The 24831-nt window shown below is 39.3% G+C and carries 28 protein-coding genes; 18 read left to right on the top strand and 10 right to left on the bottom strand.

Annotated features, from left to right (window positions below):
- Positions 1-49 precede the first annotated feature (49 nt).
- Positions 50-925 (bottom strand): hypothetical protein, encoded by an 876-nt coding sequence (locus ACP3VS_RS06445; protein WP_289448861.1) that lies wholly within the window; start codon positions 923-925, stop codon positions 50-52.
- Between the two features lie 205 nt (positions 926-1130).
- Between ACP3VS_RS06445 and ACP3VS_RS06450 the strand changes: the two genes are divergently transcribed.
- From ACP3VS_RS06450 to ACP3VS_RS06465, 4 genes are all read left to right on the top strand, one after another.
- On the top strand, positions 1131-1805 hold the full coding sequence (locus ACP3VS_RS06450; RefSeq protein ID WP_012294898.1) for a response regulator transcription factor: 675 nt from the start codon (positions 1131-1133) through the stop codon (positions 1803-1805).
- Positions 1802-3160 carry a HAMP domain-containing sensor histidine kinase gene (locus tag ACP3VS_RS06455; protein ID WP_426388473.1) on the top strand — a complete coding sequence of 453 codons (1359 nt, stop codon included), beginning with the start codon at positions 1802-1804 and terminating at the stop codon, positions 3158-3160. Before ACP3VS_RS06450 ends, ACP3VS_RS06455 begins: the two co-directional genes overlap by 4 nt.
- Before the next feature lie 179 nt (positions 3161-3339).
- On the top strand, positions 3340-4320 hold the full coding sequence (locus ACP3VS_RS06460) for an alpha/beta fold hydrolase (protein WP_197150158.1): 981 nt from the start codon (positions 3340-3342) through the stop codon (positions 4318-4320).
- Positions 4321-4461: 141 nt separating this feature from the next.
- Positions 4462-5337, top strand: a complete 876-nt coding sequence (locus ACP3VS_RS06465) for a DMT family transporter (RefSeq protein ID WP_012294896.1) — start codon at positions 4462-4464, stop codon at positions 5335-5337.
- Positions 5338-5363: 26 nt separating this feature from the next.
- Here the strand turns inward: ACP3VS_RS06465 and ACP3VS_RS06470 are convergent, their stop codons facing one another.
- Positions 5364-6050, bottom strand: coding sequence for an ArsR/SmtB family transcription factor (locus ACP3VS_RS06470; protein ID WP_012294895.1), 687 nt, complete (start codon positions 6048-6050; stop codon positions 5364-5366).
- An 86-nt stretch (positions 6051-6136) separates the two neighbouring features.
- Between ACP3VS_RS06470 and ACP3VS_RS06475 the strand changes: the two genes are divergently transcribed.
- The 4 genes from ACP3VS_RS06475 (at position 6137) to ACP3VS_RS06490 (ending at position 8839) form a co-directional block, all read left to right on the top strand.
- Complete coding sequence (locus ACP3VS_RS06475; RefSeq protein ID WP_012294894.1) at positions 6137-6439, top strand: antibiotic biosynthesis monooxygenase family protein; 303 nt, start codon at positions 6137-6139, stop codon at positions 6437-6439.
- A gap of 35 nt (positions 6440-6474) precedes the next feature.
- A complete protein-coding gene (locus ACP3VS_RS06480; RefSeq protein WP_426388475.1) occupies positions 6475-7305 on the top strand; it encodes a CbrC family protein in 831 nt (276 codons plus the stop codon).
- Between the two features lie 26 nt (positions 7306-7331).
- Complete coding sequence (locus tag ACP3VS_RS06485) at positions 7332-8450, top strand: PA2928 family protein (protein ID WP_099805331.1); 1119 nt, start codon at positions 7332-7334, stop codon at positions 8448-8450.
- 101 nt (positions 8451-8551) lie between these two features.
- Positions 8552-8839: a hypothetical protein gene (locus ACP3VS_RS06490; RefSeq protein WP_031416182.1), complete on the top strand. Its 288-nt coding sequence runs from the start codon at positions 8552-8554 to the stop codon at positions 8837-8839.
- A gap of 128 nt (positions 8840-8967) precedes the next feature.
- On the opposite strand, the gene ACP3VS_RS06495 is transcribed toward ACP3VS_RS06490, so the two are convergent.
- The 3 genes from ACP3VS_RS06495 to fdhF are packed head-to-tail and all read right to left on the bottom strand — an operon-like array spanning position 8968 to position 13446.
- Entirely contained in the window at positions 8968-10014 is a 1047-nt protein-coding gene (locus tag ACP3VS_RS06495) for an Mrp/NBP35 family ATP-binding protein (RefSeq protein ID WP_099805332.1), read from the bottom strand.
- Between the two features lie 11 nt (positions 10015-10025).
- A complete protein-coding gene (locus ACP3VS_RS06500; RefSeq protein ID WP_031416181.1) occupies positions 10026-10505 on the bottom strand; it encodes a DUF1641 domain-containing protein in 480 nt (159 codons plus the stop codon).
- 4 nt (positions 10506-10509) lie between these two features.
- The gene (gene fdhF, locus ACP3VS_RS06505) at positions 10510-13446 is read right to left on the bottom strand and encodes a formate dehydrogenase subunit alpha (RefSeq protein ID WP_426388477.1); all 2937 of its coding nucleotides are present in this window, start codon (positions 13444-13446) and stop codon (positions 10510-10512) included.
- A 583-nt stretch (positions 13447-14029) separates the two neighbouring features.
- On the opposite strand from fdhF, the gene ACP3VS_RS06510 reads away from it, so the two are divergent.
- Genes ACP3VS_RS06510 through moaA form a run of 3 tightly spaced genes read left to right on the top strand, consistent with a single transcriptional unit; the run spans position 14030 to position 16226 of the window.
- Complete coding sequence (locus ACP3VS_RS06510) at positions 14030-14377, top strand: DUF2294 domain-containing protein (protein WP_031416179.1); 348 nt, start codon at positions 14030-14032, stop codon at positions 14375-14377.
- Between the two features lie 13 nt (positions 14378-14390).
- A complete protein-coding gene (fdhD, locus tag ACP3VS_RS06515) occupies positions 14391-15209 on the top strand; it encodes a formate dehydrogenase accessory sulfurtransferase FdhD (protein ID WP_426388478.1) in 819 nt (272 codons plus the stop codon).
- Positions 15210-16226, top strand: coding sequence for a GTP 3',8-cyclase MoaA (gene moaA, locus ACP3VS_RS06520; RefSeq protein WP_036162002.1), 1017 nt, complete (start codon positions 15210-15212; stop codon positions 16224-16226).
- 45 nt (positions 16227-16271) lie between these two features.
- On the opposite strand, the gene moaC is transcribed toward moaA, so the two are convergent.
- The 3 genes from moaC to ACP3VS_RS06535 are packed head-to-tail and all read right to left on the bottom strand — an operon-like array spanning position 16272 to position 17828.
- Positions 16272-16754, bottom strand: a complete 483-nt coding sequence (moaC, locus tag ACP3VS_RS06525; protein ID WP_012294884.1) for a cyclic pyranopterin monophosphate synthase MoaC — start codon at positions 16752-16754, stop codon at positions 16272-16274.
- The gene (locus ACP3VS_RS06530; protein WP_012294883.1) at positions 16747-17337 is read right to left on the bottom strand and encodes a molybdenum cofactor guanylyltransferase; all 591 of its coding nucleotides are present in this window, start codon (positions 17335-17337) and stop codon (positions 16747-16749) included. Before ACP3VS_RS06530 ends, moaC begins: the two co-directional genes overlap by 8 nt.
- Entirely contained in the window at positions 17334-17828 is a 495-nt protein-coding gene (locus ACP3VS_RS06535) for a MogA/MoaB family molybdenum cofactor biosynthesis protein (RefSeq protein WP_031416173.1), read from the bottom strand. The genes ACP3VS_RS06530 and ACP3VS_RS06535 overlap by 4 nt, the downstream gene beginning before the upstream one ends.
- A 175-nt stretch (positions 17829-18003) precedes the next feature.
- Here ACP3VS_RS06535 and ACP3VS_RS06540 point away from each other — a divergent pair, with 175 nt between their 5' ends.
- The 5 genes from ACP3VS_RS06540 to moaD are packed head-to-tail and all read left to right on the top strand — an operon-like array spanning position 18004 to position 21513.
- On the top strand, positions 18004-19020 hold the full coding sequence (locus ACP3VS_RS06540) for a thiazole biosynthesis adenylyltransferase ThiF (RefSeq protein ID WP_036162808.1): 1017 nt from the start codon (positions 18004-18006) through the stop codon (positions 19018-19020).
- A gap of 16 nt (positions 19021-19036) precedes the next feature.
- Complete coding sequence (gene glp / locus ACP3VS_RS06545; protein ID WP_269204008.1) at positions 19037-20323, top strand: molybdopterin molybdotransferase MoeA; 1287 nt, start codon at positions 19037-19039, stop codon at positions 20321-20323.
- On the top strand, positions 20287-20811 hold the full coding sequence (gene mobB, locus ACP3VS_RS06550) for a molybdopterin-guanine dinucleotide biosynthesis protein B (protein WP_012294879.1): 525 nt from the start codon (positions 20287-20289) through the stop codon (positions 20809-20811). The genes glp and mobB overlap by 37 nt, the downstream gene beginning before the upstream one ends.
- Complete coding sequence (locus ACP3VS_RS06555; protein ID WP_031416166.1) at positions 20808-21287, top strand: molybdenum cofactor biosynthesis protein MoaE; 480 nt, start codon at positions 20808-20810, stop codon at positions 21285-21287. The genes mobB and ACP3VS_RS06555 overlap by 4 nt, the downstream gene beginning before the upstream one ends.
- On the top strand, positions 21280-21513 hold the full coding sequence (moaD, locus tag ACP3VS_RS06560; RefSeq protein ID WP_036216705.1) for a molybdopterin converting factor subunit 1: 234 nt from the start codon (positions 21280-21282) through the stop codon (positions 21511-21513). Before ACP3VS_RS06555 ends, moaD begins: the two co-directional genes overlap by 8 nt.
- Positions 21514-21550: 37 nt before the next feature.
- Here moaD and modB read toward each other — a convergent pair whose 3' ends face one another.
- Together modB and modA are read right to left on the bottom strand one after the other, a co-directional pair.
- Entirely contained in the window at positions 21551-22207 is a 657-nt protein-coding gene (gene modB, locus ACP3VS_RS06565) for a molybdate ABC transporter permease subunit (protein WP_012294876.1), read from the bottom strand.
- Between the two features lie 3 nt (positions 22208-22210).
- Entirely contained in the window at positions 22211-22993 is a 783-nt protein-coding gene (gene modA / locus ACP3VS_RS06570; protein WP_036161998.1) for a molybdate ABC transporter substrate-binding protein, read from the bottom strand.
- 158 nt (positions 22994-23151) lie between these two features.
- Here modA and ACP3VS_RS06575 point away from each other — a divergent pair, with 158 nt between their 5' ends.
- Positions 23152-24072 carry a helix-turn-helix transcriptional regulator gene (locus ACP3VS_RS06575; protein ID WP_036161993.1) on the top strand — a complete coding sequence of 307 codons (921 nt, stop codon included), beginning with the start codon at positions 23152-23154 and terminating at the stop codon, positions 24070-24072.
- A gap of 333 nt (positions 24073-24405) precedes the next feature.
- On the top strand, positions 24406-24717 hold the full coding sequence (locus ACP3VS_RS06580) for a hypothetical protein (protein ID WP_236249543.1): 312 nt from the start codon (positions 24406-24408) through the stop codon (positions 24715-24717).
- The last annotated feature ends 114 nt before the right edge of the window (positions 24718-24831 follow it).

A 24831-nucleotide genomic window follows, 5' to 3' on the forward strand; every position in this document is an offset into this window, starting at 1 on the left:
TCCGGTATGGTCCGAACTTAGATTTTTTGTGCTGACGTGGGTCTCTTTACTACCTTTCAAAAAATGTAGGATCAAGCTGGAGAATAATTGTATTAGTATCATAGAAATCAGGCAATTTTAATTTTTCTTCATAGGTAAACCGTGGTTGATTGTTAATAAAGGCTAACCAATCCATTTCAATTTCACTAACGCTTTTTCCGTATACTACTTCTATTTTTTTTGCCAGGTCTTTCTTATCATAGATTTGTTCAAACTTTTCTATCCCGTACGTTTCAACTAAATATTTAACAAATGAAGCAGCATGTATATAGCTCATCCCCCAAAGGACACTCTGTTCTTCTTTGTTTGGAAGCTCTGCGCGAAAATAATGATCATCTTGATTTGGGTCTATTAATTTGCTAATGGGAATTAATTTGTCTGAATCCAGAAAATGCTTCATATACTTTTCAAGATTTAATTCATTTTTACCGAATTGATCGTCCATATAAACCGCATAACCTTCCTGCGTAAAGTAGCCATTATCGGTATCAAAATTGCCCCCGTAACCAAGTAAGGAATGTGTCAATTCATGGACAAGTGGGGGATTTTCTAAGCTGAGATCTAACACGATTTTTGATGCTAATCCCCATGAGGGAGTACCATCATTTAGAAATACTGTTATATGCTCAGATGGAACATAGGATGTATGGATGGATTGCAAAATATTCTCATAAGCCTTACATAGTTCATCTTTTATCGTATCTACAGTTTCTTGGGGAGCCTCCATGTTATTAATAAGCTCAAAGGTAAGTTTACCATCTGCTGTTACCACGATATTCTCTTTATTTTTTTCTTCTTGTATTTGCTCTTTAGGAATTGCGGTATTCTGAGAGCAGGCTGTTAAAAAGCATATAAAGATAAGGGTAAAGCCTCTAGTTTTAAACATATGACCTCCAGAAAAATCAATATTTTCTAAATAGTACAGATTCAAAACCCAAAAGTTTCATTTTATGTAAAAAGAGAAGAAATGAAGAAAAGCTGCGGGTCTTAAGGAAGAGTTCCCTTGAAAGGAGAGGCATGAAGGTGAGAAGTGAAGTTCATTTATAGTATAATAGGGTTGACTTTTATATTGGAAATGAGGGAACGGATGTATGACAACTATACTTGTTGCTGATGACGATCCGAATATTCGCGAGCTTGTATGCCTGTTTCTGCGCAAGGAAGGATTCGCAACAGTGGAAGCCGAAGATGGTAAGGAAGCATTATCCATCTATCACTCAACACCTGTTGATCTCGTAGTACTTGATATTATGATGCCAACGATGGATGGTTGGACTTTATGTAAGGAGCTACGGAGAGCCAATGCTGAAATCCCATTACTCATGCTGACAGCAAGAGGTGAGACGTGGGAAAAAGTCAAAGGCTTTGAGCTCGGGACAGATGATTATTTGACCAAGCCATTCGATCCTTTAGAGCTGACGGTACGTGTAAAGGCTTTATTAAAGCGCTACAGAATTGGTTATTCGCAGACCATTCAGCTCGGAGCTATTACTCTTGACCGTCAGACCTTTAAAATTATGACCGGAACGGATGCTATTACGCTGCCACTTAAAGAGTTTGAATTATTATATAAGTTAGCCGAAACACCTGGACAGGTATATACACGTGAACAGCTGATCGATCAAATTTGGGGAATTGATTATGCTGGTGATAATCGAACAATTGATGTACATATAAAGCGCTTGCGTGAGCGCTTCGCTTTGATAGCTGATTTTCATATTGAGACGATACGAGGTCTTGGTTACAGGCTAGAGGTTGATGAATGATCAAATCTTTATATACACGCGTCGTGTTAACATTTCTAGTTGCGGTCATTGGTGGTACAGTCGTTTCCTTCTTCGTAGCCACATGGTTATTTAAAGATAAATTGAATGAATACTTACAAATCCCCTTGCTGAATTTTGGACAGGACATTGTCTTAATTTTTGACACAATGCCTTTTCAGGAGGCAGACCATTTACTTAGCCAAATGAATCAACTGAAATCGTATGATGTCTATGTTTATGATGAAGCAGGGGGGATGAAGGCTTATGGAGAAGCTCAAAGTGATACATTGAATAAAGTGACTAAGAAGCAGGTTCGAGACGTGTTGGATGGTAAAGTTGTGCAAGTGAATCCGAACGTTTCCTCAGGACTTGTCGGTATGCCTTTAACAACTGACAAAGGAACCAAAGCGATGTTTATCGAACCAAAAGCTGTCTCCTCGGTCTCATTTGCGCTCACGTTAATTTTAAATTTTTCCACATATGCGCTAGTTATAGGCAGTGTAGTATTTCTAATAGCGGCTATGTTTTTAGTCAGACCGATTAAAAAATTAACAAAAGCGACGAGACATATAGCAGGTGGAGATTTTAATGTCGAGCTCAACATTAAACAATCAGGAGAATTAGGTGTTTTAGCCAGAAGCTTTGAAGAAATGGCTTCCGATTTGCAGCAATTAGAGCAAATGAGGAAAGAATTCGTCTCGAATGTGTCCCATGAGGTTCAGTCACCACTTACTTCGATATCTGGCTATGCTTTGGCACTAAAGCAAGTAGACTTAACGATTGAGGAAAAAAACCGTTATCTTGATATTATTATGGCTGAAGCTCAACGAATGTCTAAAATGAGTGATAGCCTACTAAAACTAAGCTTGCTTGAATCCAAGGCACCACCGATGCAGCTTGTGTCGTTAAGCCTAGATGAACAAATTAGACGTGTAATCGTCGCAATCCAGCCACAATGGATGGCTAAAAACATCCATTTTAACCTCCAGTTGCAATCGGTTTATGTCATGGCAGATTACGACCAATTAAATCAGGTATGGACAAATCTTCTTACGAATAGTATTAAATTTTCAAAGGATGGCGACACAATAAAGATTAGCATGTCACAAGAGGCTCATCATGTGTTAGTTCGCATAACAGATACGGGCATTGGCATTTCTCAAGAAGATCAGAAGCGAGTATTCGAGCGATTTTTTAAGGCGGACCGTTCCCACAGTCGAAAATATGAGGGAAGTGGGATGGGACTTGCTATTGTGAAACAAATCGTTTCCTTGCATAAAGGGGACGTTCGGGTGGAGAGTGAACTTGAACAAGGAACGACATTTATTGTTACATTGCCAACCACAGCTAATTAAAAAATAAATGGTACGATTGTACGATTCCTATGTGATTCTTCATGTAGGATATATCGTACCATTTTTTTTATTGTTCATATTGCGTTCATATTACCGTCATTGGGAAGACATCTTCGTCCTTTACACTGTTGTTAACGGCTCATAAGGTAGCTGTTAACAACAGTGTAAAGGAGGCAGGCATGAGTAAAGGTGAACCCCCTCGTGCGTCAAACATGAAAAAATTTACTAGAATATTATTGAAATCGATAGCGATTATAGGTGCAATAGGAGTGCTACTACTCGCTATTGTTTTTACAGTTAACATTATTTGCAACAAAATAGAACAAGGTAAAATAGAACCCTATGGTCAGCTCGTTGCTGTTAATGGAGAAAATATGAATATTACTATTCAAGGTAAGGGGACAGAAACCATTGTCTTACTCCCAGGCTTCGGAACAGCAGCTCCAACGCTTGATTTTCAGCCACTGATTGAAGAACTAGCTCCAAACTATAAGGTAGTTTCTGTAGAGCCTTTTGGCTATGGGCTAAGCGATGATACTAAGAAAGAGCGCAGCACAGAGAATATAGTAAGTGAGATTCATGAAGCGCTACAGACATTAAAAATTGACCAGTATATGTTAATGGGACATTCGATAGCAGGGATCTATGGACTCAATTATGTCAATAAATATCCGGATGAGGTAACTGCATTTATCGGAATTGATAGCAGTGTTCCAACTCAGGGTGGTATGGATACAGAATTCCCCATTAAGTCGCTACAGCTTTTGAAAAAATCAGGCATTGCTAGAGTAGCTCTAAAACTATCGGGTACTGATCCATATGCTGGGTTACCTTATGACGATGAAACAAAAGAGCAAATTAGGATGATTACCCTTAAAAACTTTTATAATACGAGTACTTCCAATGAACTGAAGGGGATATATCAAAAGTTTAAAGAAGCAGAAAACCTTACATTCCCTAAAGATTTACCTCTTTTGTTATTTGTTCAGGCGAACAACAATGATGGAATTGAGAAAAACTGGATACCACTCCATGAGGAGCAGGTTGAAAATTCAGTGCATGGCAAAGTCATTATAATGGATGGAGATCATTACTTACACCATACAAAATCACGAGAAATTGCTGAAAATCTGAAAAAATTTATGAATCATGAATCGTGAAAGCGTCTTACCTCTATCATGATGGAGGTAAGTTTTTTTATGTTTCAAAACTAGATGTAATCCATACTTCGATGAATGTTGAATCATTGCCTGTTTATAATTCAAATAGAGTGATCAAAAATCAGCTAAGGAGTATGTTGTATGAAAAACTATCAATTTATAGCTTTATTAGTAGTAACAACCTTTTTAATGGGTTCATCTTTCGCAGTCGTAAAATTAGGTTTACCTTATTCATCCCCTTTATTGCTTGCTGCCCTGAGATTTATATTGGCAGGAATCATCATGGCTATTATCGTTATCCTCTTGAAAAGACAGCACCCAACAACAGGGAAAGAGTGGGGGAAGCTATTAATCCTTGGCGGATTTCAAACGGCGGGAGTGATGGGGTGTATATTTCTAAGCCTCCGTACCATTACAGCAAGTGAATCCTCTATTTTAACATTTACAAACCCACTACTTGTTGTCCTATTTGCCACCCTTTTTACTAAAGCACGTTACCATGTTCATCAATGGGTAGGTGTTTTTCTTGGTTTAATCGGTGTGATGATCACGATGGGTGCTCAGGTTGAATGGAAAATAGGACTTCTATTTGGATTTTTATCGGCTGTTTTTTGGGCGATTGCCACATTATTAGCGAAAGAATGGGGGGCGTTATTTGATACTTGGGTTTTATCAGCCTATCAAATGCTGTTTGGGGGCTTGCTTCTTTTCCTATCGAGTACATTATTAGAGCAACCGTTTTTTATGGTCAATCAGCATTCATTGCTGATTTTATTATGGCTTAGCCTCTTTTCCTCCATTATCCAATTTGCAGGCTGGTATTATTTACTGCAAAATAGTGACCCTGGGAAAACAAGCGCCTATTTGTTTTTAGCTCCTTTTTTTGGCGTGTTAACGGGCTGGCTGTTATTAGATGAACCATTACAACCATCTTTCATGGGAGGGGGATTATTCATACTAGTCGGAATTTACCTAGTCAATCGTACGTTTAGTCGAACAAAAGACTTGAGGTCATAATGTTTTGCCTCAAGTCCAATATTAGTTTACATCTCTATTTGAAATACGTCTTTCAATCCAATTTTACCTTTCTCCGTCACCTGAATGGCGCGAATAGCAGGGACACGAGTAAGCCAGCCAAGCTGGAATAAATGATTGAATAGCTCACTACCAAGAGCACCAGCCAAATGATAACGCCGTTCGCTCCAATCTAAACAGGCGTGTGAGAAGGATCTTCTTTTCTTTTTTAATGCAGGTAAATCGATACCAAATGATGTGAAAAATAATGTGCCTTCATCTGTTAAAACAAACTGCTTTTCTTCTAATTTTAAATAGCCCGCTCGCATCATCGATTCTGTCAAATGAACACCTAATTTACCAGCCAGATGGTCATAGCAAGTTCGAGCCTCCTGCAACAATTTTATTTGGCTAGATTGTTTTAAAGATCGTATTTCAGGAGGAGGTGAAATGGCTAGGAAGGATTCAAGAAATTGAGCAATTTCCTCGTCTGCTAATTGAAAATAGCGGTGTCTACCCTGTTTTTCCACCTTTATTAGTTTTCCTTCTACTAATTTAGCTAGATGGAAGCTAGCTGTTTGAGGTTTAATAGCGGCCATATAGGCTAGCTCACTAGCCGTATGGAGTCGACCGTCCATCATACTAGCGAGTATAGTAGCTCTTGAAGTTTCGCCGAGGAGTGCTGCGACTTCAGCCATATTTGGATTAATTCCCATATGTCACAATCCTTTCGTTTGCTATATTTTGATTTTAGTCAAAGTCATTATCGTTTACAATAAAAGTTATAGAGGGGGAGAAATAAATGGAAACATATTATGCAGTGATCTTTACTTCACAAAGAACCGAACATGATGGGGAGGGCTATGGCAAGATGGCCGAAATAATAGATGCCTTAGCCAAGCAACAGCCTGGCTTCATACGTGTTGAAAGTGTAAGGGATGAGGAAGGGAAGGGCATGACCGTATCCTATTGGGAATCACTAGAGGCTATTCAAGCATGGAAAGCTAATGCCAAGCATTTAGCGGCCCAGCAATTAGGAAAAGAGAAATGGTACACGCAGTATCAAGTTGAAATTTGCCAAGTCATGAAAGAGTATTCTTTTTAATAGTAAAATTAGGCAAACGAAGGAGGCAGATTTTGATGACAATTGCTGAAGAATGGCAAGAGCTTAGAAATAATTTCAATCCTTCTCAACCAATCACGGTTAACCGGATGCATATTTTTAAAGAGCAATTAAAGAATGAGCCACAAACGCAAGAAATATTGAGAATACTTGTCGAGGTCTATTGTTTACTAAGGATGTATCCAGAAGCTTATCAACTATTTACTGCTATTATGAATAATAATGATAAAAAAGATCGTAAAAAATTTGGAACGCTACAAACCTACATAAATCAACCAAATTCAATGGTTCCGTTGATGCCACAAAAAATACGAGATCAACGGCCTATTAAAACGTTCATCCCTACGTTTAAATATTTACCAAAGCCATTAGAGGCGAAAATTTTTGAGACAGATGACATCGTTGTATGCGATTGTTGTCAACAGGAAGTGGATGTCTATTATACTGGCAGTATTTACGCGATAGAGGATGTAGATTATCTTTGCCCTTCATGTATCCATAGTGGGGAAGCGGCGCAAAAATATGATGGCTCTTACCAGCAAGATTTAATTCATGATGAACATATTACAAATCCTAGATTGGCGGAGGAAGTGCTATATCGAACGCCAGGCTATGTGAGCTGGCAAGGGAATAATTGGGTAGCCCATTGCTCAGATTATTGTGCATTTATTGGCTATGTTGGCTGGAGTGATATGGTGGAGCTAGGCATTGACGATCAGTTTGACAATTATACGGGCTTTTCGCTAGAAGAGGTTTCTGCTTCCTTAATGAACAATGGTCATCATCAGGGGTATTTATTTCAATGCCTGGAATGTGATCGCTATGTGCTTTATTCTGATTTTAGCTAAGGTTGTTTAGTAGAGGAGGTAGTAAAGTGGAACAATTTCTTCAACGGTATATGTATTCCTGGCGCTTCAATGGCTGGCTTGTTCACGATATTTTTTTAGGGATTATCTTTGGACTGGGATTGTTATTGTTAGTATTTATAGCTATTAAACGGAAGCGTCTAGTTATTTCTATCAGCTTGCTCGTCATTTATTTAGTAGTAAGTAATGGACTCATGATAGTTTTTGGTTTAGCAGGACGAAGCTTTCCAATCAAATCGGACTCCTCTATTTATACAGATGAATCACAAAAAATAGCTGTACAAATGGTACAGGGCTATGAAAATAATGGTTCATCAAATGGCATTACACATTTGATTTCACACTATCTTATTGTAGCTGTGAATTTGGAGACAGGTGAAAAACAATGGACAAAATCTGCTTCTTATAAAGAAACACTGATTGGGAATTTTATGGGTGGCTTACTTGTTCACCATCGAGATGGGGAGTATGGGCAATTGTCACTTTTAGATATAGAAACGGGAAAAGAAATACTTTCTGAAAAGGAATTTCGCCAACAGCATCAGCCTTTAATAGATATTTTGAGCAGTGGTGCGCAACAAATGATAGCGTTACAAAACGAACTTTATCTAGAAGGTGTCGATGGCCATTTTTATCATTATGATGGCAAGGCCTTAAACAAAGATACCAAAGCTGAAAATTATATATCTGCACGTTTTTTTATTGAATCGGATTTGCCAGGTTATTTTGCTACTCATCAGCAGCCTTTAGAGAATTATCAAGAGATTCAAGATTTTAGTCAACAAGTGTTGTCAGAGCCTGCTATACGAAATTATCAAAATTTAGAGCCAAAAGTGATGGCTATAGATATTGTGGAAAGCGTTGCCCTCCTTTCCTATCGACAGACCCAGCGAGAGAGTGCAGATCATATGCTTGTGCTGTACGATATGAAAAAGCATCAATTGCTATGGGAAGAAAAGATTGGTGCTATTAATTCCTATCAACAGCAGCCTAAAGTAAGAACGCTAGAGAAGGGCTATATCATCCAGACGGGTGATCAGCTTTTAGTCCTAGATAAACAGTCAAGGGATAAAGTTGTTCAATATCACCTACGTTGGAATCGTCCTGTTGATGATGATATAACTTGAGGCAAAAAATGATGAAGCTCGGGAAAGTATTTTTCGCTTCTACTAAATAAGAGTATAATTTAATAGGAAGAAACTCTGAATGATAAGATTGGAGCAAGATAATGAACGAGCAAATATTAGATTGGATTACACGCTTTCAAAGGGATAAAGATATTGAAGCTCTCGCTCATTTAAAAAAATATTGTTTTCGGATGATTGAACCTTTAATTGTGGAATTTACATGTAAGCATGGTAAAGAAGCGGGAGAATTATTGCGTTTAAAATGGGATAAACGATTTTATTTTATTTTTACAAAATATCAGGTGAATGTAGGGCTTCCATTAGATACATTTGTCCACAATACGTATCGTTTTTATTTCATGCAAGAATTAAAAAAGGCTGGCTATTAGTAATCCATTAAAAACGGTGAATGCTCGAAAGATCACGTTCGTTTGTGATTATTTGGGCAGAGCTGTAAAAAATAGCGGGGAATAAATAGAATCCCTTGATTTGTGTATATGCAAATCAAGGGATTTTTTTATTGATAGAGCAAATCTTCTGCTAGGTGAGTAAAAATTTCACCAATAATTGTATCTGCATCATACACGGAGGAGCCTGTATTTTCTTCAGGTTGAGCAAAAGGAATATGTGCTAAAACATTCGTATTCAGTAATTCGGCTAATTGCTCAGCCCCACCTTGTCCAAAAAGATAGTTTTTTTGACCATCTGCCCCTTCAAAATAGGCCATATTTTCGACGACGCCAAGTATGGTGTGTTTGGTATGTTGAGCCATTAAACCTGCACGGGAAGCAACGTGAGATGCAGCAAGATGTGGTGTTGTAACAATAATCTCCTGTGCTTGAGGGATCATCGCTGCCATATCAATTGCCACATCACCTGTACCTGGAGGCAAATCAATGAGGAGATAATCTAAATCTCCCCAATGTGTGTTGACTAGGAAATTTCGAATCCATTTGTTAAGCATAGGCCCACGCCACATGACAGGCTGATTGTCATTTGTAAAAAAGCCCATCGACATGATTTTAACACCATGAACCATCACAGGAATTGCAGTTTGGTCCAGCATGGTTGGTTTTTGGTCAACATTCATCATCGTAGGTATACTGAAGCCGTAAATATCTGCATCTAAAATACCGACACGTTTTCCAAGACGGGCAAGAGCAACAGCTAGGTTGATGGTTACGGTAGACTTACCAACACCACCTTTACCACTAGTTACTGCGATAAATTGAACGCCAGAATGGGGCAACAGCATTTTGGGCATACCTGTGTCTGTCACCTTTTCCGCTTGTAGAGAGGCAGTTAAGGTGCGACGTTCCAGTTCGGTCATTGCCCCAAAGCTAATGACAACAGGGGAGACACCGAGCGTTTTTAACGCCTCCTCCACATCCTGTTGGATTTTTGCCTTTAAAGGGCAGCCAGGAATAGTCAAAATGATATCAAGCGATACTTGTGTACCGTTGATTTGAATATTTCGCACCATATTTAAGTCTATGATACTTTGGTGAAGCTCTGGATCTTCTACCTGTTTCAAGGTGTTTAGTATATTTTCTTTCGTTAACATGAAGGCACCACCTAATCTTTCAAGCCTTTGCCAAGTCCTTTTAAGAAATGGACACCAAAATTGAGTGCACGATTAACATCTGGATCATTTAACATTTTAACTAGCTTAAAAGCACTCACTTTTTCATCAGTCTCTAGAGCTTTATTGGCTTCGTCCACTCCAGCATGTAAGCCTTCAATAAGTTTTGCTGTTGTTTCAGGATTTAGCTCTGTCAAGGCTCCTGCAACACCCATCAAATTATTAATAATATTCGTCACAGGCTTTCGTGTTAATTGTCCAAGTGCTATATGAGCCACATCCTCTTTCGCTTCAAGTAACTTAGTAGCGGCTTCTAATGCACCAATATCATTTAATTCTGACATAATGGTAAATACTTGCTGAACTGCTTCTTCATGTTCAGAAAGTAATTGTTTTAGATTGTCTATTTTTTGTTCTTTTAGTTGTTCTTCCGTAAATGGTTGCTTTTTTATGTTTGTAATCGGGACAGCCATGCTCTCACTCTCTTTCATTAGTAGTTGTTAAGTGAACGTAGCCAGGACGATTCCATTTCCGTTGTACCTCGACGCCATTTTGAGGATGGCGCTTTTTATAACGTGGGTTTGTTCGAGGAAGTGGTGATTTTCCTTTTGCTTTTAGCACTTCTACTCGGACTTTCGTTTGTTTATAAGCAGGTGTTGACGTATTCACATCTGCGGCTGGACCTGTTAAGAAATTAATAGCTGAATCCTTGCTAACAGAGTTCATTGGTAAGAATAATTCGTTACCTTGTACACGATCTGTGACAAGAGCATTTAGCTTTAATGCACCATATGGCGATACTAAGCGTAGTAGGGCTCCATCCTCAATGCCTCGTTCTTTCGCTAATTCTGGTGATACTTCTACGAAAATCTCAGGAACTTTTGATTGTATACCCTTTGATTTATTCGTTAAGTTGCCTTCATGGAAGTGTTCAAGCATACGTCCGTTATTAATATGGCAATCATATTGTGCCTCAAATTCAACTGGTTCCACCCAGTCATTTAATGCAAAGCGTGCCTTTTTATCAGGGAAGTTAAATCCGTCCTCATAGAGTAAAGGTGTATCTTTCCCATCATGACTACCCCAGCAGAAGCTACCCCAGCCTTCCAGTACATCGTAGTTTGCTTGTGAGAAAAGGGGAGATAGGCTAGCCATTTCATCGAATATATCGCTTGGATGATTGTAATGCCAGTCAGCACCTAGACGACAAGCGACTGCTTGCAGGATTTCCCAATCTGCCTTTGACTCTCCCAGCGTCGGTAAAACCTGATACAGTCGTTGAACGCGACGTTCTGTATTAGTGAATGTACCTTCTTTTTCGAGTGAAGGAGCAGCTGGTAAAATAACATCCGCATATTGTGCCGTACGTGATAGGAAACAATCTTGGACCACAAAGAAGTCTAATTGGGATAGAACTTCATCTACATGGTTAGCATTACAGTCGACAAGTGCCATATCTTCACCTACCAAATACATTGCTTTCATTTTACCTTCCATAATCGCATCTAACATTTGCATATTATTACGACCTGGTTGTGGTTGAATATTAACACCGTATGCTTTTTCAAATTTAGCTCGCGCTTCATCATCTGTTACTTTTTGATAGCCTGGCAATAGATTCGGTAGTGTACCCATATCACAAGCGCCTTGAACATTATTATGGCCGCGAAGAGGGTAGGCACCTGCACCTGGACGACGGTAGTTACCAGTTGCTAAAAGTAAATTAGAAATGGCGGCTGACGTATATGAACCACCTGTATTTTGTGTGACACCCATACCCCAAAGAACGCAAGTCCCGTCTGCCTCGCGAATCATTTCTGCCACCTGAATTAAGGTTTCTTTTGAGATACCAGTCATTTCTTGTGCGTAATCAAGTGTGTATTTTTCAAGAACTTGTTTGAACTCATCCAAGTGTAGGACATTTTTCTGAATGAAGGCTTCATCATGCCAACCCTGATCCATCATATACTTGGTTACTGCCATTAACCATACTTGGTCCGTACCTTGTTTCGGACGCATGAATATGTCAGAACGCTCAGCCATTTCATGTTTACGTATATCGGCAACAATTAGTTTCTGACCATGTAATTTATGGGCACGTTTGACACGAGTGGCCAAAACAGGATGACCTTCAGCTGGGTTAGCCCCGATAATAATGACAAGACCAGCATTGGCAATATCTTTGATGGTTCCTGCATCCCCACCCATACCTACTGTGCGTAATAAACCGTCCGTTGCCGGTGATTGGCAATAACGGGAGCAATTATCTACATCATTTGTCTCAAACAATTGGCGTGCCATTTTTTGAATTAAGTAATTTTCCTCGTTTGTAATTTTAGAAGAAGAGATAAAGCCCACAGAACCAGGGCCATATTGTTGTTGAATCCCCCCCAGTTTAGCAGCAATTAAATCAAGTGCTTCATCCCAAGAAGATTCCACAAAGGCATCATCTTTACGAATTAATGGCTTTGTAATACGTTCTTCAGAGTTGATGAAGTCCCAACCGAATTTCCCTTTGACACAAGTAGAAATGGCATTTACAGGACCATCGGAAGGTTGTACTTTTAAAATTTTACGATCTTTTGTCCACACTTCGAATGAGCAGCCCACACCACAGAATGTACAGACTGTTTTTGTCTTTTTCGTCCGTTTACTACGCATCGCTGCTTCCACTTCAGAAACAGCAAAGATACCACTATAGCCGGGTTCTACTTCTTTTATCAAGCTAATCATTGGATCTAACATATCCTGTTTAAGACCAGTCATAAATCCAGCCTCTCCAAGCATGGATTTTTCCATTAACGCATTACATGGGCAAACGGTTACACATTGACCGCAGCTGACACAGGAAGAATCATTAATCGCAACGCCGGTATCCCAAATTACGCGAGGTCTTTCTGCTTCCCAATCCAAAGATAGTGTTTCATTCACCTGTAAACTTTGACAGACCTCTACACATTGTCCACATGCGATACATTGATTTGGATCATAGCGGTAAAATGGGTGTGACATGTCCACTTCATGTGGCTCCACTTTTGGTTTGTATGGATACTTTTGATGTTCGATTTCCATTAACTCGGCTGTGTTGTGTAACGTACAATTCCCATTATTATTATCACAAACTGTACAGTACAATAAATGATTTTCAAGAAGACGATCCATCGCTTCTGTTTGCGCCGTTTTTGCTTTGTCAGAGGCTAATAATACATTCATGCCATCGACTGCTTTTGTTGAGCATGATCGAACTAATTGGCCGTTTACCTCAACGATACATGTATCACACGTTTCGATTGGATCGACGGTAGGTACATGACAAATCTGTGGATGAGGGATGTCATGTTGATTAATGGTATCAAGGATTGTAGCGCCTTCGTTTACATCGTACGTTACGCCATTAATATGAATTTGAGTCAAGGTAATTTCCTCCTTTTACACTATGAGACTACTCGGACAACCTGTTACGGCTTAAGACAAAAGGGAATTACAATACGAGCTTTCCAAAAATGATGAAAAGATTGTCTTGTTATCATTGTAATTCCCAAATCGACGTGAAGCTACCTCAAAATAGAGTAATTGTTAGAACATAACAAGTTATCCATGTCTCGGGTTAAAAAATAAAAAAAATCCACCATGAAATGGCACGTCTAAGACATGCTAATACATTCATGGTGGATAAAATTCTTAGCAGGCCTTGCTAAAAACTCAATCAACTTTTATTTTTAGGTCATCATAGAATTCAAATATTTATAAACACTATGCGACTTCTAAGTAGAGGAAGACATAGGGATCAAAATACATAAATTCCATTTGTGCTATTATTATAGCCCTTTCCTGCAAAAGGAACAATATGAATTATCAATATTTTTACATGAGAATAATTATCAAAAATATTTTCTCTTTTATTTTTTTAAAAGTTACTATATGATTAACAAACTGTAAGGGTGACCCCCATAGTGATTGCCTAAAAAAGTATAATGATGATGGGAGAATCGTTACTATGTCTAAAAAAGTTCATGAATTTAACGATATGATTCGTAAATTACGAAAAGAAGTTTTTGGTAAAGGACCAGAACGTATTCATACGGTTTTTGTTGAAAATATGGCTGTCTCCACTTTATATGGGAATATCACTCCAACTGAAAAATTTATTGCGGGTTCACCCGAAGGATTAAAAATGGTTCATGCCGCAAGGACGAGCATGATTCAAGATTTATATGCACAATCCCCACCGGAAGGCATGGAAGAATTAATGGGCAGTAAATTACTCCACTTATTTTCAGATATTAAAATTGAAGAGGATTTTGCGATTTCCGTCTTTGTTTTTGAAAAGCCTATAAGTGAATAAAGGAGGATGCCTTATGGAGAGAGCCGTTACGAGGAAGATTGTGCGAGTTGAAGGGCAGCAAGCGAAGGAAATGGATGATTTAATTGTCTCAGAATATGCTGTGACCGTGAAAATTAATCAACAAGAATTTGTCACGATGGTTTGTACGCCGGAGTATGTCGAGGATATGGTTATCGGTTATTTAACGTCCGAACGGGTGATCCGTAGTTACGAAGATATTGAGGACATTTGGCATCAAGAACAAGAAGGCTTTGTGCACATTAAAACAAAGCATGTCAATCCTTATTATCAGCAAACACAAAACAAACGCTATATAACATCTTGTTGTGGAATGAGTCGACAAGGCTTTGTTTTTACAAACGATGCTTTAGTAGCAAAAAAAATGGAAGATATTCATGTGCAAATTACTGCTGCGGATTGCTTTCGCTTAATGCATGCCATGCAGGATACTGCTGATATATTTAAAAAAACAGGTGGTGTGCATAATGCAGCGCTTTGCGATGTCAATGGCATTGTTTTAAGTCGCATGGATATTGGTCGCCATAATGCTTTAGATAAAATTTACGGCTATTGTTTACGTCATAATATTAGTATACAAGATAAAATTATTGTTTTTAGTGGACGAATATCATCAGAGATTTTACTAAAAGTATCCAAAATAGGCTGTGAAATAGTATTGTCCAAATCGGCACCAACCGAATTAGCCTTGCAATTGGCCGAGCAGCTTGGTATTACGACGGTAGGCTTTATTCGACAACAAACATTGAATATTTATACACATCCACAACGCATCATCATACCAGCTCAGAATGTACGGAAAGAAGGAGATTAAATGACGGATCTACAAGACCAACTACAAAGACCGTTAAGAGATTTAAGAATATCCGTGACAGATCGCTGCAACTTTCGCTGTCGATATTGTATGCCAGCTGAAGTGTTTGGTCCTGATTATGCATTTTTATCATCTGATAAAATTTTAAACTTCGATGAGATTGAAAGATTAGTCAAAATATTCGTCTCACTAGGTGTCAAAAAGGTTCGCATTACAGGTGGGGAGCCTTTATTACGCCGCGATTTAACGGAATTAATTGCCCGAATTCATCGCCTAGAAGGTGTAGAAGATATCGCTTTAACAACAAATGGCACTTTATTAAAAAAATATGCACAGCCATTGGCACAAGCAGGCTTATCTCGCGTTTCAATTAGTTTAGATTCACTAAACGACGAGCGTTTTTTTGAGATGAATGGACATCGCGGGAAGGTGTCAACTGTGTTAGAGGGTATTGAAAAGGCAGCGGAAGCCGGTTTACAAGTAAAGATTAATATGGTCGTTCAAAAGGGAAAAAATGACCAAGATGTTATAGAAATGGCACGATTTTTTAAAGAAAAACAACATATTTTACGCTTTATTGAGTATATGGATGTTGGAAATTCGAATGGTTGGCGCATGGATGATGTGTTGGCCAAAAAAGACATCGTTGAGCAAATCCATCAGCATTCACCGCTGCGACCGATTGCTCCTAATTATCTAGGGGAAGTGGCGACTCGTTACCAATACAAGGATAATCAAGGGGAGATTGGTATTATATCATCAGTCACAGATTCTTTTTGCACGTCTTGCTCACGTGCACGCCTCTCAGCAGAGGGTAAATTATATACTTGTTTGTTTGCTACAGAGGGGACGGATTTAAGAGAGCTATTAAGATCTGGCCAAGATGATACAGCAATTCTTAATTGTATAAAGAGTGTCTGGACAGAAAGAAATGATCGCTATTCAGACGAGCGGAACGAACAGACGATAGCAAATAGGAAAAAGGCTAAAGTTGAAATGTCCCATATCGGAGGGTAAACATAAAAACAGAAAAAAATCGGCAAGATGCCGAATTTTTTCTGTTTATTTATGCGTAAAGGTACCGCTTTTGCCGCCTGTTTTTTCTACAAGATAGGTTTCTTTAATGACCATCGTTTTATCAACCGCCTTACACATGTCATAAAAGGTGAGGGCAGCAATGGAGACAGCTGTAAGGGCCTCCATTTCGACACCCGTTTTTCCATTGCATTTGACAGTAGCTTGAATGTGTAGCGCATAACCATTATCGATTTTCTCATAGTCAAATTGCAGATCTGTGCCCTGTAGCATAATAGGGTGGCACATAGGGATGATATCAGCTGTTTTTTTAGCGCCCATAATCCCTGCGATTTGAGCGACTTGTGTAGGATCACCTTTCTTTATACCACCTTGTTGGATGGCCTGATAGACCTCGTTGGATAATGTAATGGTACTGCGTGCTATGGCTGTACGTGTTGTTATTTCTTTTTCAGAAATGTCGACCATTTTAGGACGACCTGCTTCGTTCCAGTGGGAAAAATTATTCATTGTTAGACTCCTTTGTCACTGTTTGTAGCCAATCATGTTGAGCGTTGATATTAATAAATGTTGGACAGTTCTCCTTAAAAGGAACATAACATACACGAAGTTGATCTAAAAGCACTTTCATACTCCGTTTGCTTTGTTCCGTCAATTGTTTCGCCATGGGTAATGCCGTGTGGCGATATAAGGCCGCTAATGGCTGATAGTGTAAATTTTGTTTAGGAACAATCGCATCATAAGAATCATTTATATAGCCTAGCAGCTCTTCAATAAACGCTGCGTTCATATAGGGCATATCACTGGCGACGACAAAAAACCATTCAATGTCAGGAAAAGACGCTAGAATTTGATGAAGGGCAAAAAGTGGCCCTTGATGCGGCTGCTGTTCAATGATCCATTGCACATTCTCAGATGCAAACCTAGGTTGCAGGCTAGCGTTTGTAGCAATCACCAAAGGATTTAATTGATTTTCTTGGAGGGCATTGAGGCTGTGCTTATATAAGGGTAGTCCTGCAAACGTCTCAAACATTTTCGGTTGACCATATCGAGAGGATTGACCACCAGCTAAGACAACACCAGCAACTTTCATAGGCGATTCAATTCTCCAACGAAATGTTGTATGGTTGGTAAAATAAGCTTGGTCATGGCCAATGTCACAGCGTTAGTAGAACCTGGTAAAACATAGATAGCTGTTTGATGGCGACTACCTGCTGTGGCACGACTAAACATAGCTTTGGGGCCAATTTCCTCATAGCTTAACGTTCGAAATAATTCTCCGAACCCCATCATTTCTTTTTCAAAAAGAGGCAAAATGGTGTCGTAGGTTTGGTCTCTTGGTGTAAAACCAGTTCCACCAGTGACGATAATAGCATTGATGTTGGCATGATTACACCATGTATGAATATGTTCTGAGATATCGAGCGGTTCATCCCTTGTTATTTGGTAGTCCACTACTTCAAAAGTAGCCTCCAAAAGTAAAGAATGAATGCGCTGACCAGCTAAATCCTCTGCCTTTGTCCGTGTATCACTCACGGTTAAAATGGCAGCATGGATGGGTTGTTGAAGATGTGTAGGATGCAAGGTAGAACGACCTCCTTTTCTTGCGTTATGGGAGTTTTTTAATAAAAAATGCTCCATTCATGAAGTGAAGAATGAGCACGAAATAGAAAAAAATTTCTAAGTAAGTTTCACTTTATTATAATGCTATCAATGAAAAGGTCAAACGAAAATTCATAGAAAGAAAGGCAAAATGCTCATGAATAATAGATATTCGAGACAACAATTATTTAGCCCTATTGGACAAGCGGGGCAGCAGGCAATGAAACAAAAGCATGTCCTAATCGTAGGGGTTGGTGCCTTGGGCAGTGCTAGCGCAGAAGCACTCGTGCGGGCAGGTGTTGGAAAATTGACGCTGATTGATCGAGATTATGTGGAATGGAGTAATTTGCAAAGACAGCAATTATATACTGAGCAAGACGCACAAGAGAAATTGCCAAAAGTGATCGCAGCCAAAAATCGACTACAACAAATTAACACAGAGGTCGCCATTCATGTCGCCATTATGGAAGCCTGCACAGAATCATTGCTACCGTTGCTAGACGATATAGATGTCATCGTAGACGCCACTGATAATTTTGATGTCCGCTTTCTGATGAACGATCTTGCACAACAGCATCGTATTCCATGGGTGTACGGCTCTTGTGTGAGTAGTTATGGGGCTACCTATACGATTGTGCCAGGGAAAACACCATGTTTACGCTGTTTGCTGAAGGTCATGCCTCAAACAGGGATGACCTGTGATACAGTAGGAATTATTAGTCCTCCTGTCCAAATAGTAGCGGCATATCAAGTAGCAGAGGTGTTAAAATTGCTAGTTGGCGATGACAAGGCCTTACGAAAAAGCTATTTGACGTTTGATGTTTGGCAAAATCAACATTATGAAATCAACGTAGATAAAATACGTCAGGATGATTGTCCAACCTGTGGTCACCACCCTACATATCCATCTTTAGCTTATGAAAATCAAACAAAACTAGAGGTGCTTTGTGGTCGTGATGCTGTACAAATCCGACCGCCAAATCCGACTCACTATAATTTAGAGCAGTTGGCAGACCAACTTCGTCCCTATGGGGATATTCACATGAATCCCTATTTGCTTTCTTGCCAAACAGAAGAATATCGCATTGTCATTTTTCAGGATGGGCGCGTAGTGATTCATGGAATTCAGGAGATACAAAAAGCAAAAACCATTTACTATCGTTTATTAGGATAAAGGAGTGTGCTAAATGTTGGAAAAGAGACAACCAATTCCAGTGTCGGAAGCTGTACATCGTGTAATGGAATATGCTTTTCAAGCCAAAAAGGAGTTTGTGCCATTATCGCAAGCATATGGTCGCTTTATTGCGGAGGATATTGTCGCCGATCATGATGTACCAGCCTTTGATCGATCCCCTTATGATGGCTATGCTATTCGTTCTATTGATAGTCAGGAAGCGTCCTCAGCACAGCCAGTCATATTTCAAGTCGTTGGAGAAATTGGAGCAGGCTTTGTTTACGAGGACGTAGTCGGATATCGGCAAGCCGTACGCATTATGACGGGTGCGCCAATACCAAAAGGTTGCGATGCAGTTGTAATGCTAGAATTAACCCAAACATTTGAAGAAAATCAGCAAACATGTATGTCGATTAAACGGGCGTATGTAGCTGGCACTAATATTTCCTATAAAGGTGAAGATGTGCAGCAACATACTGTTCTCGTTGAAAGAGGACAATATATTAACCCCGGCATTATGGCATTACTAGCTACATTTGGCTATGCGCAAGTGCCTGTATATCGTAAATTGGTGGTGGGTGTCATTGCTACTGGCAGTGAGTTACTAGAGCCAGAGGAATCTTTACAGCCAGGAAAAATTCGAAATAGCAATGCTTATATGATTATGGCACAAATCGAACGAACAGGTGCAGAGGTTCGATACTTTGGCAAATTTAGCGATGATCTTGATTTATGTATTCATATTGTTGAAAAAGCATTACAGGAAGTCGATATTTTATTGACAACGGGAGGCGTTTCCGTTGGAGACTATGATTACTTACCAGCTATCTACAAAGCTATTGACGCAAAGGTATTATTTAATAAAGTGGCGATGCGTCCAGGGAGTGTGACAACGGTTGCTGCTCGTGATAATCAATTATTATTTGGACTTTCTGGTAATCCTTCAGCATGCTATGTTGGTTTTGAGCTATTTGTACGTCCCATTATTCGCACAGCATTTGGCAATCAACAACCGCATGTCCGCAGAGAGCAGGCTATTTTAGGGGCAGATTTTACAAAGCCCAATCCATTTACTCGCTTTGTAAGAGCTCTAGTATACTATGAAAATGGTCAACTAATGGCTGTACCATCTGGTTTTGATAAATCGAGCGCTGTTTCTTCATTAGCGTCAGCTAATGCTTTTATCGTCTTACCTGGTGGCTCTCGTGGCTATGAAAAAAACATGCAAGTAGCAGTTTTATTGCTAGAAGATTTGCAAGGAAGTGAGTGGCCTTGGAACAACATCGAAAAATCATACAGATAGTTGGCTATCAAAATAGCGGAAAAACGACTTTAATGGAGCAATTGATCACGCACGCGACGAAAGAAGGGCTACGTGTAGGGACCATTAAACACCATGGGCATGGTGGGGCGCCGGTAGAAAATCTTTCAAAGGATAGTAATCGACACGAACAGGCAGGTGCCCGTGTTTCAGCAGTGGAGGGGGGCGGAACATTACGTTTAAGTATTCACCAACATAGCTGGCGGCTTGCGGATATACTTACGATTTATGCTACCCTTTCAATGGATATTATTTTGATTGAGGGATATAAGAGAGAACATTACCCAAAAGTCGTGTTACTACGAACAGCACAGGACCGTGTGTTACTACAACAAATTTCTAATATCCTTTGTGTCATATATTGGCCAAGCTATCCAATTGATCAGAATTTACCGAGCCCAGCCTTTTCTATTTATGAAGATACAGAATATATGGAGTTTTTGTTGAATGAAATGAGGGGAAAACTATGACGACAGCAATGTTTGAAATTATTGATAAGCCGATTGATGTGGAAGAAGTAAGGCACAAGGTACTAAGTCGAAACGCTGGTGCGATAACGCTATTCATCGGAACTGTACGTGAAATCACCCAAGGGAAGAAAACATTGTATTTGGAATATCAAGCATACCCGGCTATGGCAATTAAAATGTTTGAGCAAATTGCACAAGAACTAAAACAGCTATGGCCGGAAGCAGAAATAGCGATTACACATCGTGTAGGGCGATTGGATATTACAGATATTGCCGTAGTCATTGCCGTATCATCCCCACATCGAAAAGTAGCCTATTTGGCAAATGAATATGCAATTGACCGCATTAAGCAGATTGTGCCTATTTGGAAAAAAGAACATTGGGAAGATGGTACGCAATGGATGGGAGATCAATTAGAAAATGTCCCATATCCTGAAGGAAAACCAGCGATAGATGAGGAGGGAAATTGTGATTAACATCTTATTATTCGCTCATTTACAAGAAGTGGTTGGTGCGTCAAAGCTATCAGTAGATCTGTCAAATGTGACAGTTGCTCAAGTGAAAGAGTGGATGGAACAGCACTATCCTCAATTGACATTACAGCAGATGATGACAGCCATTAATGAGGAATTTGCAACGGATACTACCATTGTTAAATCGGGCGACACAATCGCCTTTATTCCACCTATTAGTGGGGGATGACGAAAAAGAGGCAGCTAGTTTAAACTAGCTACCTCTTTTATACTTTTAGGACATGAATGCTAAGAAGCATCAGAAATGAAATAGTGATCATGCACAAGACCCATGTCCAGGCAAGGGTCATGTTCCCCGAATCGATGGCCATATAAATCGCTAAAGGGGTTGTTTGTGTTTTCCCTGGAATATTACCCGCAAACATCAGCGTAGCCCCAAACTCACCTAATGCACGAGTAAAGCTCAATATTGCTCCCGAAACAAGAGCCTTTAGTGCCAATGGAATGGAAACGAACATAAAGACTTGCCATTCGTTAGCCCCATCTACACGTGCTGCATGTTCGATATCTCGATCAATCGAGGCAAAGCCCGTTTTGGCGGATTGATACATTAATGGAAAGGCAACAATGGTTGAGGCGATGACGGCGGCCCACCAAGTAAACATGACAGGCTGATCAAAAAGCCAGATAATCAGATTCCCTAATATACTATTCTTCCCAAATAGAACGATAAGCAGGAAACCTACTACAGTCGGAGGTAATACTAGGGGCATTAGCAATAACGTTTCCAGTAATAGCTTCCCCTTAAAGTGATGTGTCGCCATCCATTTACCCATTAAAATACCTGTCAATATAGCAATGATACCCGCAACAAAGGCAATTTCTATCGAAAGCCTAAGAGGAGACCAAAAATCGGTACCCATCCTTTATTGTGCTCCTTTAAACCCATACTTTTTAAAGACATCCATCGCCTCATCACTTTGTAAGAAGTGATAAAAATCTTCAGCCTCTTGTACATACTTACTATTTTTTATGACTCCAACCGGATAGATAATCGGCGTGTGTGTACGTTCATCTGCAGTTGCAACAACTTCGACCTTAGTAGATACAAGAGCATCTGTTTTATAAACAATTCCTGCATCTACATTTTCTGTTTCACTATAAGTAAGGACTTGACGTACATCTTTTGTATACACTATCTTGGACTCAAGTGACTCCCATAGTTGGCTATTTTTTAACGTTTCCACCCCATATTGTCCAGCAGGGACTGTTTCAGGTGTACCAAGTGCAATTTTCCCTGCTTGTTTTAAATCTTCAAAGGATTGGATTTGTTTTTCATTATTTTTTGGAACAATTAATACTAATTCATTTGCTAAAAGATCCATCCCCAATTTTGGATCAATAATCTCGTTTTTTACAAGAGCATCGAATTTATCCTCGGCTGCCGAAAAGAAAAGATCTGCAGGGGCCCCTTGTAAAATTTGTTGCTGCAATGCACCAGAACCACCAAAGTTATAGAGGATTTTAATGGTATTGTGTTCTTTTTCATAAGTAGTTTTTAGTTCTTCTAAGGCATCTTGTAAACTAGCAGCCGCAGAAATGGTTAATTCAATCGGCTCATTTACGTGCGGATCTTTATCTTCATTACCACAAGCAGCTAATAGGCCAACTAGAAGCATGGATGCAAAGAAACGATAAAATTTTTTCACTTCGTTTTTCTCCTTTTATAACTCGTTATAACAAGACATAACTAATTATAATAAGTTATAAGTGAAAAAGAAACCTGGAATTGGTAGAAAATTTCAAGATGTTCACATGTAAACAAATAAGTTACCATGTAAGAAGAGGCTTATAGGAGGAGAAAGAGATGTCACAAGAACAATCCTATACAATTGAAGAGGTTGCACAATTATTAAAGGTATCGAAATTAACGGTCTATGATTTAGTGAAAAAAGGGGATTTGCCCGTTTTCCGAGTAGGACGCCAAATGCGGGTGGACCGTACTGATTTACAAGGCTATATACAAAAACGGAAGACAGGTACCACTCCTGCTATGTCACCCGTGGCTATTTCACCTAAAAATCATTCAAAAATTATTATTAGTGGGCAAGATTTCGTGTTGGATTTAATGGCAAAATATCTAGAGAAAAGGCAATTAATAAAAGTATTACGTTCACATGAGGGTAGTTTTAATGGGGTCATGGCGTTGTACCATGGAGACTGTGACATTGCGAGTTTACATATGTTTGATGGGGATACAGGGGATTACAATACACCTTATGTAAAAAAGATTTTTGTGAGCCTTCCTTTTGTTCTCATCAATGTGATATCACGTAGGGCGGGTTTCTATGTTCAAAAGGGTAATCCGTTACAGATCCATTCATTTGAGGATTTTCAAACAAAGTCATTTACATTCATCAATCGTGAGAAAGGCTCAGGTACACGCACCTTATTAGATGAACAATTGCGTATTCATCACATAGCTCCGTCTACAATTAATGGGTATGACAAAGAAGAGATGAGCCATCTCGATGTCGCATCAGCTGTAGCAAATGGGCATGCAGATGTTGGGATAGGGATTGAGAAAACCGCCAAACTTGTCAACGTTGATTTTATTCCTGTTATGAGAGAGCGCTATGATATTGTGCTATTAAAAACACCTGACAATCAACGGTTAATTGAAGCGGTAAAGGGAATTTTGACATCAACAGACTTCCAATCCGAAGTGATCGCATTAGGAGATTATGATGTCTCCCAAATGGGACAGGTTATCTATGAAACACTGTAATTCAAACTGTATTTCGAAAATAAAAGGATTTATAATTTTTGGAAATTTTATGGTTGTGGTTTTATCTAAACATGGCAGAACATCTATGAAATTTTGAATGTAGAATTGGTGAGATGGATAATTTTGTAGGTAAAACAACTGCTAAGATATTAGCCCGCCATCAAATAGTTTGCGTAATAACGCGCAACTATTTGATGGCGGGCCTTTTTTCGTTTATAAAAAGGAGTTGGATAACGTGACATGGACAGTATTACACATTATTGGTAGTATTGCCTACGCTATTAGCGGCGCATTTGTTCCTTACAGGCCAAGTATTCTTTTATAGGTATATTTGTGCTGGGTCATACTACATCTTATGGTGGGTCCATTATTCGTAACATTGTACTTGATATACCTGTGTCCAATATATGGGAGCGGCAAACCTTATTTGTTGTTTTAGTTACACGGACGACTATTTTATTTGTAAAAAGGAATTGGATTCATCACTGGAACCGCTGGGGCTATTTTTTTGATTCTATTGGCCTTGCTTCCTTTGCGCCGCTCGCACTAAGAGAAGAAATCCATGCTGTTTTGACATTTTTTTGTGGGCTTTCCATCTGGGTAGGGTGGAAAGCCCGCTTGAATTGTCAGCTATTGTTATCTTGATTGTGGTCCTTCGATGTTATTTGTGAATAATAAATGGAAGCTTCCTTGGACATTTTTGCATGAGCCTAAATTTTCTTGTGGCTTTAAATGAAAGAATGGTTTGCTGCATCTAGT

The sequence above is a fragment of the Lysinibacillus sp. VIII_CA genome, from assembly GCF_049943995.1.
Lineage (GTDB): Bacteria > Bacillota > Bacilli > Bacillales_A > Planococcaceae > Lysinibacillus > Lysinibacillus pinottii.

Excerpts from the sequence above, each read along its gene's own strand:
- ACP3VS_RS06490 (WP_031416182.1), top strand. The coding sequence starts at position 8,552 with ATGAACGAGCAAATATTAGATTGGATTACACGCTTTCAAAGGGATAAA.
- ACP3VS_RS06480 (WP_426388475.1), top strand. The coding sequence starts at position 6,475 with ATGACAATTGCTGAAGAATGGCAAGAGCTTAGAAATAATTTCAATCCT.
- moaC (WP_012294884.1), bottom strand. The coding sequence starts at position 16,754 with ATGAATAATTTTTCCCACTGGAACGAAGCAGGTCGTCCTAAAATGGTC.
- ACP3VS_RS06450 (WP_012294898.1), top strand. The coding sequence starts at position 1,131 with ATGACAACTATACTTGTTGCTGATGACGATCCGAATATTCGCGAGCTT.
- ACP3VS_RS06510 (WP_031416179.1), top strand. The coding sequence starts at position 14,030 with ATGTCTAAAAAAGTTCATGAATTTAACGATATGATTCGTAAATTACGA.
- modB (WP_012294876.1), bottom strand. The coding sequence starts at position 22,207 with ATGGGTACCGATTTTTGGTCTCCTCTTAGGCTTTCGATAGAAATTGCC.
- ACP3VS_RS06455 (WP_426388473.1), top strand. The coding sequence starts at position 1,802 with ATGATCAAATCTTTATATACACGCGTCGTGTTAACATTTCTAGTTGCG.
- ACP3VS_RS06500 (WP_031416181.1), bottom strand. The coding sequence starts at position 10,505 with ATGGCTGTCCCGATTACAAACATAAAAAAGCAACCATTTACGGAAGAA.
- ACP3VS_RS06475 (WP_012294894.1), top strand. The coding sequence starts at position 6,137 with ATGGAAACATATTATGCAGTGATCTTTACTTCACAAAGAACCGAACAT.
- ACP3VS_RS06530 (WP_012294883.1), bottom strand. The coding sequence starts at position 17,337 with ATGAAAGTTGCTGGTGTTGTCTTAGCTGGTGGTCAATCCTCTCGATAT.
- ACP3VS_RS06445 (WP_289448861.1), bottom strand. The coding sequence starts at position 925 with ATGTTTAAAACTAGAGGCTTTACCCTTATCTTTATATGCTTTTTAACA.
- ACP3VS_RS06470 (WP_012294895.1), bottom strand. The coding sequence starts at position 6,050 with ATGGGAATTAATCCAAATATGGCTGAAGTCGCAGCACTCCTCGGCGAA.
- ACP3VS_RS06460 (WP_197150158.1), top strand. The coding sequence starts at position 3,340 with ATGAGTAAAGGTGAACCCCCTCGTGCGTCAAACATGAAAAAATTTACT.
- ACP3VS_RS06495 (WP_099805332.1), bottom strand. The coding sequence starts at position 10,014 with ATGTTAACGAAAGAAAATATACTAAACACCTTGAAACAGGTAGAAGAT.
- moaA (WP_036162002.1), top strand. The coding sequence starts at position 15,210 with ATGACGGATCTACAAGACCAACTACAAAGACCGTTAAGAGATTTAAGA.
- ACP3VS_RS06465 (WP_012294896.1), top strand. The coding sequence starts at position 4,462 with ATGAAAAACTATCAATTTATAGCTTTATTAGTAGTAACAACCTTTTTA.
- ACP3VS_RS06555 (WP_031416166.1), top strand. The coding sequence starts at position 20,808 with ATGACGACAGCAATGTTTGAAATTATTGATAAGCCGATTGATGTGGAA.
- fdhD (WP_426388478.1), top strand. The coding sequence starts at position 14,391 with ATGGAGAGAGCCGTTACGAGGAAGATTGTGCGAGTTGAAGGGCAGCAA.
- ACP3VS_RS06540 (WP_036162808.1), top strand. The coding sequence starts at position 18,004 with ATGAATAATAGATATTCGAGACAACAATTATTTAGCCCTATTGGACAA.
- ACP3VS_RS06575 (WP_036161993.1), top strand. The coding sequence starts at position 23,152 with ATGTCACAAGAACAATCCTATACAATTGAAGAGGTTGCACAATTATTA.